Origin of the sequence: Pseudoxanthomonas yeongjuensis, from assembly GCF_010093345.1 — a bacterium.
GTDB lineage: Bacteria > Pseudomonadota > Gammaproteobacteria > Xanthomonadales > Xanthomonadaceae > Pseudoxanthomonas_A > Pseudoxanthomonas_A yeongjuensis.
Window position 1 is genome coordinate 701817 of sequence record NZ_PDWT01000001.1, and the last position, 18991, is coordinate 720807.

Annotated in this window: 21 protein-coding genes; 15 read left to right on the forward strand and 6 right to left on the reverse strand. The window is 62.9% G+C overall.

The window, feature by feature from the left end; genetic code table 11:
- Nucleotides 1-683: 683 nt before the first annotated feature.
- Nucleotides 684-1136 carry a redoxin domain-containing protein gene (locus CSC74_RS03060; protein ID WP_343037878.1) on the reverse strand — a complete coding sequence of 151 codons (453 nt, stop codon included), beginning with the start codon at nt 1134-1136 and terminating at the stop codon, nt 684-686.
- Between the two features lie 61 nt (nt 1137-1197).
- On the opposite strand from CSC74_RS03060, the gene CSC74_RS03065 reads away from it, so the two are divergent.
- The 3 genes from CSC74_RS03065 to CSC74_RS03075 are packed head-to-tail and all read left to right on the forward strand — an operon-like array spanning nt 1198 to nt 3554.
- A complete protein-coding gene (locus CSC74_RS03065) occupies nt 1198-1623 on the forward strand; it encodes a YciI family protein (protein WP_162312933.1) in 426 nt (141 codons plus the stop codon).
- 57 nt (nt 1624-1680) lie between these two features.
- A complete protein-coding gene (locus CSC74_RS03070; protein WP_162312934.1) occupies nt 1681-2220 on the forward strand; it encodes an SRPBCC family protein in 540 nt (179 codons plus the stop codon).
- 50 nt (nt 2221-2270) lie between these two features.
- Nucleotides 2271-3554, forward strand: coding sequence for an RNA polymerase sigma factor (locus tag CSC74_RS03075; protein ID WP_162312935.1), 1284 nt, complete (start codon nt 2271-2273; stop codon nt 3552-3554).
- A 131-nt stretch (nt 3555-3685) separates the two neighbouring features.
- Here CSC74_RS03075 and CSC74_RS03080 read toward each other — a convergent pair whose 3' ends face one another.
- The 5 genes from CSC74_RS03080 to CSC74_RS03100 form a co-directional block, all read right to left on the reverse strand.
- A complete protein-coding gene (locus CSC74_RS03080) occupies nt 3686-4267 on the reverse strand; it encodes a YceI family protein (RefSeq protein ID WP_162312936.1) in 582 nt (193 codons plus the stop codon).
- 51 nt (nt 4268-4318) lie between these two features.
- Nucleotides 4319-4966, reverse strand: a complete 648-nt coding sequence (locus CSC74_RS03085) for a glutathione S-transferase family protein (RefSeq protein ID WP_162312937.1) — start codon at nt 4964-4966, stop codon at nt 4319-4321.
- A gap of 37 nt (nt 4967-5003) precedes the next feature.
- Entirely contained in the window at nt 5004-5363 is a 360-nt protein-coding gene (locus CSC74_RS03090) for a DUF1428 domain-containing protein (RefSeq protein WP_162312938.1), read from the reverse strand.
- Nucleotides 5364-5505: 142 nt separating this feature from the next.
- The gene (locus CSC74_RS03095) at nt 5506-6408 is read right to left on the reverse strand and encodes an SDR family oxidoreductase (protein ID WP_162312939.1); all 903 of its coding nucleotides are present in this window, start codon (nt 6406-6408) and stop codon (nt 5506-5508) included.
- Between the two features lie 25 nt (nt 6409-6433).
- Entirely contained in the window at nt 6434-7213 is a 780-nt protein-coding gene (locus tag CSC74_RS03100) for an SDR family oxidoreductase (protein ID WP_162312940.1), read from the reverse strand.
- Between the two features lie 321 nt (nt 7214-7534).
- On the opposite strand from CSC74_RS03100, the gene CSC74_RS03105 reads away from it, so the two are divergent.
- The 12 genes from CSC74_RS03105 to CSC74_RS03160 all read left to right on the forward strand — a co-directional run bounded on the left by CSC74_RS03105 (nt 7535) and on the right by CSC74_RS03160 (nt 18990).
- A complete protein-coding gene (locus CSC74_RS03105; RefSeq protein ID WP_162313701.1) occupies nt 7535-9271 on the forward strand; it encodes a copper resistance system multicopper oxidase in 1737 nt (578 codons plus the stop codon).
- Nucleotides 9268-10113: a copper resistance protein B gene (locus CSC74_RS03110; protein ID WP_162312941.1), complete on the forward strand. Its 846-nt coding sequence runs from the start codon at nt 9268-9270 to the stop codon at nt 10111-10113. The genes CSC74_RS03105 and CSC74_RS03110 overlap by 4 nt, the downstream gene beginning before the upstream one ends.
- A 182-nt stretch (nt 10114-10295) precedes the next feature.
- Nucleotides 10296-10694, forward strand: a complete 399-nt coding sequence (locus CSC74_RS03115) for a heavy metal-responsive transcriptional regulator (protein WP_162312942.1) — start codon at nt 10296-10298, stop codon at nt 10692-10694.
- Nucleotides 10691-13066 (forward strand): heavy metal translocating P-type ATPase, encoded by a 2376-nt coding sequence (locus tag CSC74_RS03120; RefSeq protein ID WP_162312943.1) that lies wholly within the window; start codon nt 10691-10693, stop codon nt 13064-13066. The genes CSC74_RS03115 and CSC74_RS03120 overlap by 4 nt, the downstream gene beginning before the upstream one ends.
- An 11-nt stretch (nt 13067-13077) precedes the next feature.
- The gene (locus tag CSC74_RS03125) at nt 13078-13659 is read left to right on the forward strand and encodes a DNA-3-methyladenine glycosylase (RefSeq protein ID WP_211369569.1); all 582 of its coding nucleotides are present in this window, start codon (nt 13078-13080) and stop codon (nt 13657-13659) included.
- 216 nt (nt 13660-13875) lie between these two features.
- Nucleotides 13876-15321 (forward strand): tyrosine-type recombinase/integrase, encoded by a 1446-nt coding sequence (locus CSC74_RS03130; protein WP_162312945.1) that lies wholly within the window; start codon nt 13876-13878, stop codon nt 15319-15321.
- Between the two features lie 48 nt (nt 15322-15369).
- Complete coding sequence (locus CSC74_RS03135; RefSeq protein ID WP_162312946.1) at nt 15370-15627, forward strand: hypothetical protein; 258 nt, start codon at nt 15370-15372, stop codon at nt 15625-15627.
- A gap of 252 nt (nt 15628-15879) precedes the next feature.
- Nucleotides 15880-16761, forward strand: a complete 882-nt coding sequence (locus tag CSC74_RS03140) for a hypothetical protein (protein ID WP_162312947.1) — start codon at nt 15880-15882, stop codon at nt 16759-16761.
- Nucleotides 16762-16888: 127 nt separating this feature from the next.
- Nucleotides 16889-17122 (forward strand): helix-turn-helix transcriptional regulator, encoded by a 234-nt coding sequence (locus CSC74_RS03145; RefSeq protein WP_162312948.1) that lies wholly within the window; start codon nt 16889-16891, stop codon nt 17120-17122.
- Between the two features lie 161 nt (nt 17123-17283).
- A complete protein-coding gene (locus tag CSC74_RS03150) occupies nt 17284-17520 on the forward strand; it encodes a hypothetical protein (protein WP_162312949.1) in 237 nt (78 codons plus the stop codon).
- A complete protein-coding gene (locus tag CSC74_RS03155; protein ID WP_162312950.1) occupies nt 17510-18187 on the forward strand; it encodes a helix-turn-helix domain-containing protein in 678 nt (225 codons plus the stop codon). The genes CSC74_RS03150 and CSC74_RS03155 overlap by 11 nt, the downstream gene beginning before the upstream one ends.
- Nucleotides 18184-18990 (forward strand): antA/AntB antirepressor family protein, encoded by an 807-nt coding sequence (locus tag CSC74_RS03160; protein WP_162312951.1) that lies wholly within the window; start codon nt 18184-18186, stop codon nt 18988-18990. Before CSC74_RS03155 ends, CSC74_RS03160 begins: the two co-directional genes overlap by 4 nt.
- Nucleotide 18991 lies beyond the last annotated feature (1 nt).

Sequence of the window (18991 nt, forward strand, 5' to 3'; positions counted from 1 at the left end):
CTCGATGCAGGCTTGGATCATGGGGCCGCTGCGGAACGCCCGCGGTTCGCCGACATGATCTGACCTTCATACGCTATCCCTGATCGGCAAGTTAGAACTTCGTCCTGTCGCACACAATTGGGAATAGTCTTAGCCGATCCGCTTCAATTCTTCGCTGGCATGCGTGTCGATTGCGAAGCAGGCACGGGCAGTCAGCATCGGATACAACCCGAACTACAAGCTTGCAGCGTTGACCATTTCCTCGATCCGGATGGAAATCACCTTCGGCATGCCCAGCCCTCCGAACTCCGGGCCGCCGCCTATCCCGACCCATCCCCCTTCGGCCTAGTCGCGATAGGCCTCGGGAAAACCGGCCGGCGTGGCGACCTCTCCCTGCCGCCAGGTGCAGCCCTCCTCGTCATCGCTGCGGTTTTCCGCTCGCCTTGGTGACGCTCCGCGTGCTGCAGCAACGCCGAGATCAGCAGCGGCTGCTGCATCATCAGGTCATTGATCATGTTTTCCTCGGAGGGCTAGACCTGTTCGGCCAGGGCGCCGGTAGCGGCCTCCGTTTCGGGCATGGGCTCGCGGCGCTTGTCGAGCAGGAACATGAAGGTCAGAAGTATGCCCACGAGCGCCACTACACGCCCGGTGAAGCGCAGCGCTTCCCGATAGGCCTGCGCCAGCCCGCGGCACGACAGCCACGATCACCGCCCTCCAGGAGCGAAGGTCACCAGGCATAGGATGACCACCGCTGATCCCATGCTGCAGCTGGTAAACGCCGTACAGGCACGCAACCCGCCCTTGGGTTCGAAATCCGCCAGCAACGGGAAATGCAGCTTGCGATCAAGCGCAAAGGCCGCATGGCACCACGCCCCGTCGACGGAAATTCCGATGACCGTGGCATGGAAGCGGCGGAATTCGGACAGCAACTCGTTGTAGAGCGCCATCTGATCGCCGCATACCGGACTCCAGTCCGCCGGGTAGAACGCACGCACCACCGGGTGCCCTCGCAACTGCGAAAGCGAGAGGGTCTGGTCGGGCGTCGAATGGAGGGTGGAATCCGGTGCCGGCTGGCGAGCGGATAGTAGGCGCCCGCGCGTTAGTTTGGCATCAGCCCTGCCCCCAACCAGACTCGAAATATCCGCTGGCTTGTCGATCCATGGCCCGCTGGTTCGTCATGGGTACATATCCCGATAAAAAACCAGAGGAGAAACGACGATGAGGTTCATGGTGATGGTCAAGGCCAGCGCGGAATCCGAGGCCGGCGTGATGCCCAGCGAGCAATTGCTGACCGAGATGGGCAAGTTCAACGAGGAACTGGTCAGGGCCGGCGTGATGCTGGCTGGCGAGGGCCTGCATCCCAGTTCCAAAGGCGCACGGGTGCGCTTTTCTGGCGGCAAGCGCACGGTCATCGACGGGCCTTTCCCGGAAACGAAGGAACTGGTGGCAGGATTCTGGTTGCTGCAGCTCAAGTCGAAGGAAGAAGCGATCGAGTGGGTCAAGCGCTGCCCCAACCCGATGCAGGGAGAATCCGAAATAGAGATCCGTCAGGTATTCGAGGCAGAGGATTTCGGTGCGGAATTCACCCCCGAGTTGCGCGAGCAGGAGGAGCGCCTGCGCGCAGGGATCGCGCCGAAGCAATAGCGCAGCCGCATCGCTGCCCTTCCCTTCTTGCGAAACAACCTTCTGGAGATCATGTGAATGAATGCAACAACCCTGGTTTTGGTCGTCATGGCCTTGATCGTCGTCGGCATCCTTGTCCGCGCCGCCACCAAACCCGATGTGTTCCGCCTGCAACGCAGCATCGTCATCGATGCCATGCCCGAGCGCATCTTTCCACTGATCGACGATCTTCGCGCGCACGAATCGTGGAATCCGTTCGACAAACCGGATCCGGATACCCGCAAGACCCATACGGGAGCGATCCAAGGCGCGGGAGCCGTGTACGAATGGAACGGCAAGGGGCAAGCGGGCGCAGGACGGCTTTCCATCCTGGAATCCGCTCCTTCTTCGCGGATCGGGATGCAGCTGGAGATGCTGAAACCATTCAAGACCAGCAACCAGGTGACCTTCACTCTGGTGCCTGAAGGCGCAGCAACCCACCTGACCTGGTCCATGCAAGGTCCCGTGCCCTACCCCGCCAAGATAATGCATACGCTGTTCAACATGGATCGCATGGTCGGAAAGCAGTTCGAAGCCGGTTTGATGAACCTGAAGAACATCGCCGAGACCTATCGATGAGTTGCATCGCAGCTTGCGCGCAAGCTGCTGCGATGTTCTGATCGCCGACCATGACGAATACGGATGCACACCGCGCGATCGATGCCGTCTGGCGGATCGAATCGGCCCGCCTCATCGCCGGCCTGGCCCGCATGCTGCGGGACGTCGGCCTGGCCGAGGAACTTGCGCAGGACGCGCTGGTCATCGCGCTGGAAAAATGGCCGCAGACCGGCGTGCCGGACAACCCGGGAGCGTGGCTGATGGCCACGGCCAAGCACCGCGCCATCGACCGCTTGCGCCGAAGCAAGCTGCAGCAGCGCAAGCACGAAGAACTGGGCTACGAACTCGAGCGCGAGTGGGAGGACGCCACCGCGAAACTGGAGGCGGCGATGGACGACGACATTGGCGACGACCTGTTGCGCCTGGTGTTCACCGCCTGCCATCCGCTGCTGTCGATGGAGGCGCGTGTCGCCCTGACCCTGCGCCTGCTGGGCGGATTGACCACCGACGAGATCGCGCGCGCCTACCTCGTCCCCGAAGCGACGGTCGCCCAGCGCATCGTCCGCGCCAAGCGGACCTTGTCCGAGGCCAATGTCCCCTTCGAGGTTCCGCGCGGCGATGAACTGGCCGAACGGCTTTCCTCGGTCCTCGGCGTCATCTACCTGATCTTCAACGAGGGCTATTCGGCTACCGCCGGTGACGACTGGGTACGGCCGGCCTTGTGCGAAGAGGCATTGCGGCTGGGTCGCATCGTCGCCGAACTGGCGCCGGAAGAAGCGGAAGTGCACGGTCTGGTCGCGCTGATGGAGATACAGGCATCGCGCCTGCGCGCGCGTACCGACCCGGCCGGCGCCCCGGTCCTGCTGCTGGACCAGGACCGGTCGCGCTGGGATCAATTGTTGATACAGCGTGGTTTCGCTGCGCTGTTGCGTGCACGCCAACTCGGCGGTGGATTGGGGCCTTATGCCTTGCAAGCTGCGATCGCCGCCTGCCATGCACGTGCCCGCACCGCGGACCAGACCGACTGGGAAACGATCGCCGCGCTTTACGGCACGCTGCTGCAGTCCAACCCCTCGCCCATCGTGGAGCTCAATCGCGCGGTCGCCGTTTCCATGGCGTCCGGGCCGGCCGCCGGTCTTGCCTTGGTGGACAGACTCATTTCGGAACCGGTGCTGGCCAATTACCATCTGCTGCCGAGCGTGCGCGGCGATCTGCTGGCCAAACTGGGCCGGCATGAGGAGGCGCGCATCGAATTCGAGCGTGCCGCAGGCATGACCCGCAACGCACGTGAACGCGAATTCCTGCTGACGCGTTCCCACTCCTCTGCAAGGGAAGCCACCCAGTCCGCCGGCTGATCCGGATCGAAATGCGAGAGAGCCTGGGGATGTGGGAGGGGCTTCAGCCCCGACGCTTTTTACCCGAAGAGCGTCGGGGCTGAAGCCCCTCCCACAGGATGCGGTTGTCGAAACCGATATCCGGGCTTTCCCTAAGGCTGCAGGCCACCCTGTATCGCTTCCATCTGGATGCGCAGATTGACGTCCATGTTGAAGCCATAGTCCTTGCCCGCGACGAGTCCGAACTCGTCACGCTTGAACACCGCCGAGGCGTTGGCCCCGCAAAGCTCGCGCTTGTACATCGGATGCGGAATGCATTTGAAGAGATCGATCTTCAATTCGACCGGCCTGGTGATGCCATGCAAGGTCAGCTCGCCGACTACACGGGTCGGAGCGCCGTCGACGAAGCCTTCCAATCGACCCTTGTAGGTGGCCTTGGGATACTTCCCGACATCGAAAAACCCGGCGGCCCTGGCCTGCTCGTTCATCGAATCCAGGCCGAAGTCGACGCTATCCATGTCGATGCTGACATCGACGCTCCCGGTTCCCGCTGCCTTGTCCACAACCAGCGTGCCGGCAGTCTTGTTGAACTTGCCACGCCACACCGAGATTCCCATGTGATCGGCTTCGAAACTGGGGAAGGTGTGGTTGGGATCGATCTCGTAGCTGACCGGCGCGGCCATTGCGATGCCGCTGGTCGCAGCAAGCGCGCAAAAAATGAGGATTCGTTTCATGGGATTTGTTTCCTTTTGTAATGGTCAAGTGAAATCCAACGACAAACTGCGTCAGCCGGGGAACATGGAAAAATAAGGTTGGGCTTCCCGCAGCACGCGTGCATAGGAAGGCCGCTGCATGAGCCGATCCAGATAACGCTTCACATTCGGGTAGTCCGCGGCGATCGGCATCACCTTGTCGGCGTAGAACAAGGCCGGTGCGGCTGCGCAGTCGGCCAGGCCGAAGGTCTCGCCGGTCGCCCATGTCCGCGACGCCATGTCCTTTTCCAGCATGCCCAGCGCGGTGCGCATCGTTTTCCGGGCATGGTCCACGCCATGCGGATCCTTGGCCCCTTCGGGGCGCAGCCGGTCGCCGACGATCTTCTGCATCGGTTCGTGCACGTACAGATCGAAGAAGCGATCGAGCAGGCGGGTTTCCCGCGCCTGTCCGGGATCGTCCGGGATCAGCTTTTCCTTGCCTGGATGATATTGCTCGAGGTATTCGACGATGATGGTCGACTCCGGGACCGTCCTGCCCCGGGCCGCATCCTGCAGCACCGGGAATTTTCCTATCGGCCACAAGGCCTGGAACTCGGCGCGTTGCCCGGGATCGCCCAGGTCCACGAGCTTTGGAGTGAACGGCACCTCGTTCTCGTACAGGGCGATCAGCGCCTTGTGGCAGAAGGACGAAAGCGGGTGGTAGTGAAGAACAAGCGGCATGGATCCGACCTCCGTGGTCGAAAGACGAGGGAAACGCTCAGAGCTGGACGATGCTCTTGAAGCCGCCGAAGATCATGCGCTTGCCGTCGAACGGCGACGCCTTCGGATCCATCATGCTGGCCAGGCGCGGGTCGGCCATGGCCTGCTTGTTGACACGGTCGCGTTGCGCGCGGGATTTGTACACGATCCACGAGAACACCACGATCTCGTCCTTCTTCAACTTCACCGCCTGCGGGAACGAGGTGAGCTTGCCTGGCGCTACGTCGTCTCCGGCGCATTCGACATAGGAAAGCGCGCCATGCTCCCTCCAGACCTTGCCCGCCTTGCGCGACAGGGTGCGATAGGCCGCAAGGTTCTTCTTCGGTACCGCCAGCACGAATCCGTCGACGTAGCTCATGGCTCGACTCCCTGGTTGATGCCCCGTCTGCGGGCAGGATATCAATGCGTCGAACCAGGGAAGCCGGGATCGACACGGCCCCTGCGATGGATTCAGTTTGTTCAGCCGCTCCCTGGACAGGGCCTGATGGGAGCCAGGCCTGTCAGGCCCGCAATGCAGCCGCGAGCTGGGCACGCAGCTCGGGTTTGTGCGCGAACGGATCGGCCGGGTTGCGCAAAGCCACCACGTCTTCGGCCTGCTGGCGCACCGCCTCCAGCGCATCGGGATGCGAAACTATGTAGAAGGAGTCGCGCCTGATCGCATCGAAGGTGCGTTCGGCGATATCCGCCGCCGTGAGCTTCCCGGAAGCGACCGCCTTGCTGATCATCGCCTGTGCGACCAGTTGCGACTGGGTGGCCGGGGTCGGATTGGCCAGCCCGGATGGGCGATTGCGGTGCGACTTGTGGATGCCGGTCGGGACGAAGTAAGGACACAGCACCGAGCAGCGCACCTGATCGGTGACCAGTGAAAGATCGTGGTAGAGGGTCTCGCTGAGCGACACCACCGCATGCTTGGAGACGTTGTAGGCGCCCAGGTTGGGCTGGTTCAACAGTCCCGCCATCGAGGCGGTGTTGACGATGTGTCCACGGTAGCCGGGATCAGACTTCGCAGCAGCCAGCATCAGCGGAGTGAACGTACGCACGCCATGGATGACGCCCCACAGGTTCACGCCCAGCGCCCATTCCCAATCGCGCACGGTGTTTTCCCAGATCAATCCGGCCGCGCCGATGCCGGCGTTGTTGAACAGCAGGTGCACGCCGCCGAAGGTTTCCATCGTCGCCGCGGCGAGCGCTTCGACCTGCCCGCCATCGGAGACATCCACCACCCGTGCGATGACCTCGGCGCCCTGCGCTTCCAGTTCGACGCGGGTTTGTTCCAGCGCATCGGCCTGGATGTCGGCCAATACCAGTTTCATGCCCAGCGTGGAGCCCTTGCGTGCGAATTCGCGACCGAAGCCCGAACCCGCACCGGTGACCACCGCGACCTTGCCCTCGAATCCTTCCATCGTGCCCTCCCAGGCGATGACGCGGTCAGACCGCGCTGTAGCCGCCGTCGACGGCGAGTATCTGTCCGGTAATGTGCTTGCCCGCATCGGAGGCGAACAACAACGCGGCGCCCTTCAGGTCTTCGTCGTCGCCCAAGCGTTGCAAGGGCGAATTGCCGATCAGCGTTTCCTCGCCCAGGGCCTTGATCAACCCTTGCGACATCTTCGACGGGAAGAAACCCGGGGCCAACGCATTCACCGTTATCCCGTACCTGCCCCACTCGCCCGCCAGGGTGCGGGTGAAGTTCACCAGCGCGCCCTTGCTGGTGTTGTAGGCGATGGTCTGCATGGCGCCCGGCGGATTGCCGCGCAGGCCGGCGATGGAAGCGATGTTGATGATGCGCCCGTACTTGCGCGGGATCATCGAACGCTTGCCTAGCTGCTGGGTCAGCAGGAACAGCCCGCGGATATTGAGGTCGAATACCTTGTCCCAGGCCTCGGCCGGATAGTCCTCCGCCGGCGCACCCCAACTGGCGCCGGCGTTGTTGATCAGGATGTCGACGTGGCCGAGCTTTTCCATCGCTGCCTCGGCCAGCATGCCGATATCCGCGTCCTTCGATCCATCGGCGGCGACCCAGTCCGCATCGATCCCCGACTTCTGCAGATGCGCCTGGGCCTGTTGCAATTCGTCGGCCTTGCGCGCGGACAGGACCAGTTTCGCGCCGTAGCCGCCCAGCGCTTCGGCCATCTGCAGGCCGAGGCCGCGCGAACCGCCGGTGATCAGGGCGGTCTTGCCGGTGAGGTCGAAGAGGTTCTTTTCAGCCATGCGTGCTTTCCTCGGTTGCAATGGGGTTTGGGCCTGCGCGAAAACGGCAGGATGGAGTCCCTGCTGATAATGGCGACCTGAAGATATTCCTTGATTCCATTTCCAGTGGCCCTGGTCGGCAATCCCAGCTACAGAGGTGCCCTACATGCCTAGTGTAGGGCTCCGGCTGACTGGAGATTCAGGTATCCGCCACCAACGATATTGACTGTAGCCCACTCCAGGGTTGGCATAATCCGCGCATAGTCGACTGGATTACCTGCATTGAAACCTCTTCAACCCAGCCACGATCCCGTCCGCCGCCAGTTCGTCACCGGGCTCGGCATGGTGGTCGCCGGCGCCCATCTTCCCTTCAGCGCCACCGCCGCCGACTACACGACATCGTCGCCGACGCCGGAGCTCCGCGGCACCGACTTCGAACTAAGCGTCGCTGCCCTGCCGGTCAATCTCACCGGCCGCTCCGCAACCGCCATCGCCATCAACGGCACCCTCCCCGGCCCGGTCCTGCGCTGGCGCGAGGGCGACACCGTGACCCTGCGCGTGGCCAACCGCCTCGGCGTGGACACCTCGATCCACTGGCACGGCATCCTGCTGCCTTCGAACATGGACGGCGTGCCGGGTTTCAGCTTCCACGGCATCGCTCCCGGTGAAACCTTCACCTACCGCTTCCAGCTGAAGCAGGCCGGCACCTACTGGTACCACGCCCATTCCAGCCTGCAGGAAGCCAAGGGCGTGTACGGCGCCATCGTGATCGAACCGCGCGACGCCGATCCGATCGCCGCCGACCGCGACTACGTCGTGCTGTTGTCCGACTGGAGCGACGAGGATCCGCACGCCATCGTGCGCAAGCTCAAGATCCAGGCCGATTACTACAACCGGCACAAGCAGACCGTGGGCGACCTGTTCAGCGATGCGCGCCGCGATGGCTGGAAAGCCACCATCGCCGACCGCAAGGCCTGGGGTGCGATGCGCATGAGCCCGACCGACCTGGCCGACGTCAACGCCGTCACCTACACCTATCTGGTCAACGGCACGACCCCGGACGGCAACTGGACCGGCCTGTTCAAGCGCGGCGAGAAAGTGCGGCTGCGTTTCATCAATGGTTCGGCGATGACCTTCTTCGACATACGCATCCCCGGTTTGAAACTGACCGTGGTCGGCGCTGACGGCCAGCCGGTGCATCCGGTGTCGGTGGACGAGTTCCGCATCGGCGTGGCCGAGACCTTCGATGTCATCGTCACACCGGAGGAAGAACAGCCGTACACGATCTTCGCCCAGGCTATGGACCGCAGCGGCTACGCACGCGGCACGCTGTCGCCGCGTGCCGGACTGCAGGCGCCGGTGCCTGCGCTCGATGCCCGCGCGTTGTTGACCATGACTGACATGGGTCATGGAGGCATGGCCGGAATGAAGGGCATGGAAGGCTCCTGCGGCGCCGGCATGAAAATGGGCGAAGGCGGTTGCGGCGCGAACATGCAAGTCGGCATGGATCATTCGAAGATGGACCATGGCGCAATGAAACATGATGCGATGGCGGGCATGGTTTCGCACCCCGCCAGCGAATCCGGCAACCCCGCCGTCGACATGCAGACCATGACTCCCTCGAAGGCGCTGGACGATCCCGGCATCGGCCTGCGCGGCAACGGTCGCCGGGTACTGACCTATGCCGACCTCAAAAGCACTTTCGCCGATCCCGATCCGCGCGAGCCCGGGCGCACGCTCGAACTGCATCTCACCGGCAACATGGAGCGTTACGTCTGGGGCTTCGACGGAATTCCTTTCTCCAAGGCCGAACCGATCCGCCTCAACCATGGCGAGCGCATGCGCATCGTGCTGGTCAACGACACCATGATGGAACACCCCGTCCACCTGCACGGCCTGTGGAGCGACCTGGAAAGCGAAGCCGGCGAATTCCAGGTGCGCAAGCACACCATCAATGTGCCGCCCGGGCATGTCCGCAGCTATCGCGTCAGCGCCGATGCGCTCGGTCGCTGGGCCTACCATTGCCACATGCTGCTGCACATGGAACTGGGCATGTTCCGCGAGGTGCGGGTCGAATGAAGACGCTCATTCCCCTGTGGTTGGCGCTGTTCGCACTGCCTGCCCATGCCCAGCACGAAGGCCACGGACAACCGACGCCACAGGATCACTCGCAGCACCAGATGCCAGCGACGCCGGTTCCGCAGCCGACCGATTCTCCTTTTCCGGAACCCACTGCCGCCGAGCGCGCCGCCGCCTTCCCCGACCTCGGCGGCATGGACATGCGCGAGCACATGGTGGAAAACCCGCTGGTCGCGGTAATGCGCGTGGACCAGTTGGAGTGGAACCAGGACGATGCCCTGGGCTGGAACCTGCGCGCCGGCATCGGCCGCAACTTCGACAAGCTGTGGTTGCGCAGCGAGGGCGAGAAGCCACAGGGCCACGACGCGCACGGTCACGCGGAACTGCTGTGGAGCCATGCCACAGGACCGTGGTGGGATCGCGTGATCGGCGTGCGCAGCGATTTCAGCGAAGGCCCTTCGCGCCAGTGGTTGGCGCTCGGCGTGGTCGGCCTGGCCCCGTACAAGTTCGAGGTCGAAGCCACCGGCTATATCGGCGCTTCCGGCCGCCTCGCCGCCAAGGTCGAAGGCGAATACGAGATCCTGCTGACCAACCAGTGGATCCTGCAACCGAAGCTGGAAGCGAATCTCTACAGCAAGGACGACTTCGAGAACGGCATCGGCAAAGGCTTGAGCGATGCGGAATTCGGCCTGCGCCTGCGTTATGAATTCAGCCCGCGGTTCGCGCCGTACGTCGGCTACGCGTGGTCGCGGAAGTTCGGCGACACCGCCGACCTGGCGGAATCGGCTGGCGAGTCGGCTACGGAGCATGGCTGGGTCGCCGGATTGCGCTTTTGGTTCTGATCCACTGGGAGAGCTGCCGTAGGAGCGACGTGAGTCGCGAAGGGTTTTGATCGGAGCGTCAATTCGCGACTCACGTCGCTCCTACGGCAGTCGATCCGACTCCGGGATTTCCAGAACAAACCCTTGACTCTTGACCAGACTCCAAGGTGCAGAATGGCCGCTGCCCCCTTCCGGAGTCAGGCATGAACATTGGCCAGCTCGCGCGCCTCACAGGCGCGCCCATCGACACCATCCGCTATTACGAACGCCAGCAATTGCTGCCGCCGCCGCAGCGCAGCGCCAGCGGCTACCGCCAATATGGCGACGACGACGTGGCCCGGCTGAACTTCATCCTCCGCGCCAAGACCCTGGGATTCAGCCTGCAGGAAATTTCCGAACTGCTGGCGATCAGCGCCAGTCGCAACGATGACATGGCCGCCGTAAAGCAGGCCGCCAGCGTCAAACTGGCCCGGATCGAAGCACAACAGGCCGAGCTCGCGCGCATGCACGCCGCATTGCTCACCCTGATCGATGCCTGCCCGGGGCATGGCGCACTGGACGAATGTCCGATCATCGCCGCGTTGGGCAAGGAGCCGGCATGAACAATCACAGCCCCCACGAGCACGGCAACGACGCGGGCGCGGGCGCGCACTCCTGTTGCGCCGGCAAGTCCGACGCGGCTCCGTTGAAGGTACGGGACCCGGTCTGCGGCATGACCGTCGACCCGGCGGCCACCCCGCATCACGCGCAGTTCGAAGGTCACGACCATCACTTCTGCTCGGCCGGATGCCGCACGAAATTCATCGCCGATCCGCACAAATACCTGCGCCCGGCGGAATCCGTGCAATCCCGGCCGACCATTCCCGGTGCGCAATACACCTGCCCGATGCATCCGGAAATCATCCGCGGCGCACCCGGCTCCTGCCCGATCTGCGGCATGGCCCTGGAGCCGATGATGCCGTCTCTGGACGAAGGCGAGAATCCCGAGCTCACCGATTTCCGCCATCGCTTCTGGTGGACCCTGCCGCTCAGCGTGGCGACCATGGTCCTGGCCATGGCGGGCATGAGCCCTGCCCTGCACGCCCTGTCGCCCGGCCTGCGCACCTGGCTGGAACTGGTCCTGGCCACCCCGGTGGTGCTGTGGGCCGGCTGGCCGTTCCTGGTGCGCTGGCTGGAGTCGATCCGCAACCGCAGTCCCAACATGTGGACCCTGATCGGCACCGGCGTGCTGGCGGCCTACGGTTACAGCCTGGTCGCCACACTGGCGCCGCAGTGGTTCCCCGCCTCGTTCCACGAACACGGACGCGTCGGCGTGTATTTCGAGGCGGCCGCGATGATCGTGTCGCTGACCCTGCTCGGCCAGTTGCTGGAATTGAAGGCACGCTCGCAGACCTCGGCGGCGATCAAGGGCCTGCTGGGCCTGGCTCCGAAGACCGCGCGCCGCCTGCGCGACGATGGCGACGAGGAAGACATCGAACTGTCCCATGTGCACGTCGGCGATCGCCTTCGTGTCCGTCCCGGCGAAAAGGTGCCGGTGGACGGCGAGGTGCTGGAAGGCCGGTCGCATATCGACGAATCGATGTTGACCGGAGAGCCGATCCCGGTCGCGAAGTCGCCGGGCGATCGGGTCATCGGCGCCACCCTCAACACTTCCGGCAGCCTGGTGATCCGCGCCGAAAAGATCGGCAGCGACAGCATGCTCGCGCAGATCGTGCAGCTGGTGGCGCAGGCCCAGCGCTCGCGCGCGCCGATGCAGCGGATGGCCGACAAGGTGTCGTTCTGGTTCGTGCTGGCGGTGCTGGCGGCCGCGGCACTGACCTTCTTCGGCTGGGGCCTGTTCGGCCCCGGATCCTCGTGGACCTATGCGGTATTGAACGCGGTCTCGGTGCTGATCATCGCCTGCCCCTGCGCGCTGGGCCTGGCCACGCCGATGTCGATCATGGTCGCCAGCGGGCGCGCGGCGCAGGTCGGGGTGCTGTTCCGCGACGCCGAGGCGATCGAGACCCTGCGCAAGGTCGATACGTTGATCGTCGACAAGACCGGGACCCTGACCGAAGGACGCCCCGCCTTCCGCGAGGTGTCGGCTCTGTCGCCGTATTCCGCCGAGGAAGTGCTGCGCCTGGCCGCCAGTCTCGATGCCGGCAGCGAGCATCCGTTGGCGCAGGCGATCGTGGCCGAAGCGCGTCGGCGCGGGCTGTCGCTTTCGCCCGCGCAGGATTTCGAGTCGGCCAGCGGTATCGGCGTGCGCGGGAAAGTCGACGGCCATGCGCTGGCGCTCGGCAATACGGTGTTGATGGTGGAAACCGGGGCCGATGTGCGACCGCTGCATGAAACAGGAGAACGCCTGCGCGCGGAAGGCGCCAGCGTGATGTTCCTGGCGGTGGACGGCATCGCCGCCGGTCTGCTCGCGGTCGCCGACCCGATCAAGGCGACCACGCCCGCGGCGATCGCCAACCTGCACCGGGCGGGCCTGCGCATCGTCATGGCCAGCGGCGACGGTATCGCCACCGCGCAATCGGTGGCCAGGCAACTGGGTATCGACGAAGTGCATGGCGAAGTGCGCCCGGCCGACAAGCTGGAACTGGTCGCCAGGCTGAAGGCCGAGGGCCGTCGCGTGGCCATGGCCGGCGATGGCATCAACGACGCGCCGGCGCTGGCCGCGGCGGATGTCGGCATCGCCATGGGCACCGGCACCGACGTGGCCATGTCCAGCGCGCAGGTCACCCTGGTCAAGGGCGACCTGCGCGGCATCGTGCGGGCCAAGGCCATCTCCGAGACCACGGTGCGCAACATGCGCCAGAACCTGGGCTTCGCCTTCCTCTACAACGCCCTGGGCGTGCCGATCGCCGCCGGCCTGCTCTATCCCGTCAACGGACTGCTGTTGTCGCCGATGCTGGCCGCGCTGGCGATGAGTCTGAGTTCGGTATCGGTGGTCGCCAATGCGCTGCGCCTGCGCGGGTTGCGGCTGGAATGAAGCCGGCCCGGCTGCCGCGCGGGTTCTACCGGCGCGATTCGCGCGTGGTGGCGCCCGAACTGCTCAACAAGGTGCTGGCGACCGCCGACGGCCGCAGCGGACGCATCGTCGAAGTGGAGGCTTATTGCGGCGCGCTGGATCCGGCCGCCCACACCTTCCGCGGCAAGACCGCGCGCAACGCCACCATGTTCGGCCCGCCCGGCCATCTGTACGTGTATTTCATCTATGGCATGCACTGGAACTGCAACGCCGTCTGTGGCGGCGAGGTCGTCGGCAACGGCGTGCTGATCCGCGCCCTGGAGCCGCTTGCCGGCCTCGACCGGATGCGCACTGCGCGCGGCGGCATCGACAACGACCGCCTGCTCTGCAGCGGCCCCGCACGACTCAGCCAGGCGCTGGGAATCGATCGCAGGCTGGACGGTGCCGACCTGGTGACCGGTGCGGCAGGCATCAGCATCCTCGACGACGGAACCGCGCCACCCGGACACGCCCTCGCCTCGCGCCGCATCGGTATCAGCAAGAGCACCGAACCGCTGTGGCGATGGTGTGTACCCGATAACCGTTATGTCTCCCGGTCGGCAGTGCGCTCGTGAACCGTGCCGGATCGGCAGATACATGCCCATGGCATGTCCGCGAAACGGCTATCGAAGGGAACCTCTGAAAACCCTGCTTTTGATCGTCATTCCCGCTTTCGCGGGAATGACGACTTTTTTTGAGTTTTATTGTTGTTCCTGCAAAAACGACTTGGGCCCGCCGAAGCGAGCCCAAGTCGATACATCAGTGGCGTCCCCACGGGGATTCGAACCCCGGTGTCCACCGTGAAAGGGTGGTGTCGTGAGTCCGCCCTAGTTCGGCTGAGTTCGCCCGAAACCGCCATTTTGTCGGTATATATTGACTTTTATTTCCGGAATGGTACGGTGACGTTCGCCGGGATTCGCCCCGGTTTATTCCGGATGACTCCGGAAAAAGGACATGGCTCCACCGTGGCACGGAATCCGCGAGATCATCGGCTGGAAACCAGAGAGGCACGGCTCAAGCTGAAACCACGCAAGGAACCGTATTGGCGCCAGATTGTCCCTGGGACGTTTTTAGGCGTTTATCGCGGCTCTCGTGAGTCCGCTTGGATTGTCCGACAGCGCGCAGGCGCAGGGTATCGCCATCAACGCATCGGTACGCCAGACGATCACGCAACAGCTGATGGTGCTGTGGTGCTCTCCTACACCCAGGCCGTCACGATGGCCACCAGCACCCAATCCGAAGCCCGTGAGGCACGGCCACGCCACTACACCGATGGCCTGACTCTCAATGCCATCATGGTTATCTACTTCGAGGATCACCTTGCTGGGAAAGGGTCCGAATACGACTCCAAGCGCTTCTGGGCCCGCCACGGCGAAACGACGATCGGAACCAAGCTGGTTACCTCCCTGGACGCGGACGCGCTTAGGAAGTGGCACAAGGCGATGGCTGCCAAGGCTCCTACCCGGCGCGGCAAGAAAATGGAGTTCGACCCTACAAATCCGGAACAGCGGCGCGCGCGGCGCGCGACGGCGAACCGGGTCCTGACCATCGTCAAGGCCGCGCTCAACTACGCCTGGCGCAACGACAAGCTGCCGACCGACCTGCCAACCTTCTGGCAAAAGGTGGAACCCTTCGAGCTGGGCGAGGATCCGCCGCCGCGCATGCTCGAGCGTGACGAGATAACCCGCTTACTCAATACGGCGGCCGTGGACCTTCGCGACCTGCTTACCGCGGCCCTGATGACAGGCGGGCGCCGGGGCGAGCTTCTGGCGCTACCAGTGCGCGATTACAGCCCCGGTCGCGGCACGGTGCGCCTTTACCAGTCCAAGACCGGCAAGACGCTGCTGCAGCCGCTTACATCCGAAGGTGTGGCCTTCTTCGATCGCGTCACTGCCGGCAAGGCGCCTGCGGACCTCATGTTCACGCGCGCCGACGGCCTGCCCTGGGGCCGCAGTGACCTGGTGCGCCCCATGCGCGCCGCTATCGACGCTGCAAAGCTAGAGGACGTGTCCTTCAAGACAACGCGGGCCACGTACGGAAAGCTGCTCCTGCTGGCCACCAAGGATATCGAAATGGTTGCCAAGGCCCTGGGCCACAGCGACAGCCGAATCACGCGCAAGCACTACGCACAATATTTGCCGAACGAGATCGCCGCGGCCGTGGCCAAGATGCCAAGCCTGGGTGTGAATGTCGGCAGCAAAGTTTCCCCCATCGGGAAAAAGCGGCGGACAGGGTGATTGAGGCACCCCGCCCGCCTTCCACAACTGTTCATTAGGAGAACAATCATGGCAATTGAAAGCGTAGCAGTTTCCGATCCAGGCTTAGGAGAGGATTTCCAATACAGCGAACCTGACGTGTTCGAGCGTATCGGGACTCGGCTGGATGGGATTCATGCGATGGGCGAGCTAGCTATAGCCGCAGATGAGCAAGGACCTAGCCAAGAGATTCGCATGCGGATCTGGGATGCAATCAAGATTCTTGCTGAAGACACGCAACGTGATCTAGCTGTACTTCATAAAGCTTCGTTCGGCCAAGCTGACTAGAATTCATCCTGCCACGGCTAGGCCGGCCAGCCGAAAGCGCGCCTACCTCAGCGCGCTGCCGTGGTTCTGATGAGGGCGCGAGGCGCGCATGTCCACGAGTGAAGACGATCTGGATGATATCGATAGTGAGCAACTCAACTCGCAGATGCCGAAGCCCGACCTAGAGACGGCGCAGATGGCGCCCTACCGTATGGCCTCCCTCCCTCGCTCGGTGACGAACTGGCCTGAATTGGTCCGGGAAATATAGTCGTGATGTTGAATAAGGAGCCTAGGAAAGACGGTAGAGGTGGGCGCCGTAAGCGGAGATTTCAGAAGCCGCAAAGTCTCGGCGAGATCGACCGAAAGGTGCTCGCCACACTTCTGGAGAAGCTGGGGCCGAGAGAAACCAGCAGCCAGCGTGAGAGTGCGCTGAAGATTGTGGTCAAGGGCATCGAGATCTATCGAGAGTGCGCGCCTCGCGGTAGCGCGCTGACTGGCACTGTTCAGAAAAACCGGCGCGCGTTGGAGAAGCTCAAGAAGGGCAAGACGGAGACGGGGCAGTTGCCGTTCAATAGCTTCGCCCGCGTCGGCAAAACGCTCTATGGGGCCGCCAGCAACGGGCTATACCGGATTGAAGATGTTCCTGGCAGAAGTGCCGAAAGCTATGGGGATCTGGAATCGGCCATCGCTGGCCCGCTGCGTACCCTCGCCGTCATTCAGCAGCTTGCCGCTGGATTCAGGAACGTCGACCCCAACATCCCATTCAATGGGATCGTCAACGTAGGAACGAACGGGGAGCAAATCACCACCGGCGACGTCCTGTTGAACGACCTGGCAAAACCGCAGGATAGGGAGGCAGAACTGGCGGGCTATTGCTACCTTGCACTGGCGAGAGGCTTGGAGAAGCGTGTCGTTTTGACGCAACCGAAGCACCACCCCAAGAGATCCGGATTCAATTACTGGCAGTTGCTGAGGTTGGCGTTGATTCAGGCCGGTGTGCCGCTTCCGAACGAGGAACTGCACAGCAATCCCGTTAGGCTGGAACGCCTCATGAAAGCAGGAGAGGAATCTGCTGCAAGAATGTTGGCGCCAGCAATCACGCACGCCGACGGCAGGACATTCAGCGACTTCGAAATGACTTTCTCTGAAACGTAGCCGGGAGAGGTTTCCCGAGGCCTTACCTACCGATGCACTTGTTTTTGGTGTGGGTTATTTTCCTCGTCACCGGTTCGCCAACATCCACAGGAAGCCCGTGCTGTACGGGTGTAACTGAGGGTGCAAGATGAACACTACTCCTACGGATGCGCTGGCGACGCCCAACCGCCTTATCCGCCTGCCGGAAGTGATTGCGCGTTGCGGTGTTGGTCGCACGACGATCTACGAAATGATCAATCGGGTCGAGTTCCCTGCACCCGTGAAGATCGGGCCACGCTCCAGCGCTTGGCCGCAAAACGAAGTCGATCGGTGGATCGAGGATCGTATTGCGGAGCGTAAAGACAAAGCGAAGGCGGCCTAAATGGATGCCGTCAAAGAAAAAAGCCCGGCGGTTAGGCCGGGCTGCACATCTAAGCTGGCGAGCTGTGTGTGCATCGATTCTAACCTCGACTCCACCGCGCATCAACATACCGCCATTCTGGCGGTTCGTTTGGGCAACCATGTACTTGCCGGGGGCGCGAAATGACCACCGACGAGATCGTCGCCACCTACGCGGTGTTGTACGGACCGTCGGTCGCGACTCTGGCAAACACCATGCCTGACATGGGTGAAGCGATCAGCACGCAATGCCAGGCGCTCCGTCGAGATCCCACGGTGGATGCGTGCGAGGTTCTGGCAGCCAACCTGGACGGCGCCAGGCGTGCAGTTCTGAGGTTGAGGGAGGCACTCATGAGGGAGGGGTCAGGTGATGGCCAATGAGCCCTACGAGCGTCCCTTCATCCTGCAATGGAGGTCGGCCGTGCTGAACTCGCCCCTTGGAGCCGCGACGAAGCTGGTTTTGCTGGTGCTGGCAGAGTATGCCGACGTGAACGGAGCCGATTGTTACCCCTCCCTTCCATCGATCGCACGACTGATGTCGGCGAACGAGAGAACTGTGCGACGCAACCTAGATCCAGCTATTGAGGCGGGATATATCCAAAGGTCCTGCATAGGCAAGTCCAGTAACGGTTTTTCCCAAAACTGGAAACATTACAAATACGAATTGCTGATCCCGACAGGAGCGGACACCTTGTCAGCACGTGCATCACTAGGCGCTGGCAAAAAGTCCACAGCTGCAGGAGTTACGAATGGCCACCGCGCCCAGAACGTGTGGACATTCCCGCAAAAAAGTATGGACAAAAAGTCCACTGAACTAGCTTCTAAATATGAAAAAGCATCAATGGACAAATTGTCCACCATGGACAATATGTCCGCACGTGTACCTGTCACTCTTTCTGAAGCTGTCAGAAAACTGGAAGATGAAAAGTACATGGTCCTCAGCGACCTCAAGTTTCCTGACCTCATCACACCCGAGGCAGCCAGCGCCAAGCTGGCAGAGCTTGATCGTGAGATTGCGGCAGTAGTAGCCAAAGCGGTGTCGGCATGAGGGCGCTCATTCCCTTGCAGCAGCGCTCGTTGGCCGGCGAAGCCGTTCAGACGGTCAATGCCCGAGACCTCCACGTCTTCCTCCGGATAGGCCGCGACTTCAGCACCTGGCTGAGGGCTCGGATCGAGCAGTACGGGTTCGTTGAGAACGGCGACTTCGTTTGCTCTTCGATTCAGAGGAGCAAACAGGGCCGCGGTGGTCACAACCGGCTGGACTACCACCTGACGATCGACATGGCCAAGGAGCTGGCCATGGTCGAACGGTCGGACCGCGGCAAAGAAGCCAGGCAGTACTTCCTCGAGTGCGAGAGGCGTGCCCAGGCACTCCCGTCGCCGCTCGAGCCAACCATTGGGGAGGTCCTTCGTAACCCTGAACATCTGCGCGACCTGTTGCTGGGCCAGACGGAAAGGGTCCTGCAACTGGAGGCAACGGTCGCCGAGCACAGGCCCCAGGTCGCGGCAATGGAACGTATGGCCAGCGCCGACGGAGATACCAACCTGAGCAAGACGGCCAAGGTCCTAGGGATGCAGCCGATGACCTTTATCCGGTGGCTTGCCGACAAGGGATGGATCTACCGGAGGGGTGACTCTGGGGCATGGACCGCCTACCAACCCCGCCTCGATCAGGGGGTGCTGGTGCATCGGGTCAGGGTCATCGAGAGGACCGACGGTACCCCCCGGATGCTTGACCAGGTGATGGTCACGCCGAAAGGGATCTCCAAGCTCGCCGCGGCCTTGGAGCAAGAGCGCGGCACCCAATCAGATCCATGTTCAATCACCGGCCCCACCAACCCGAGGAACTAGC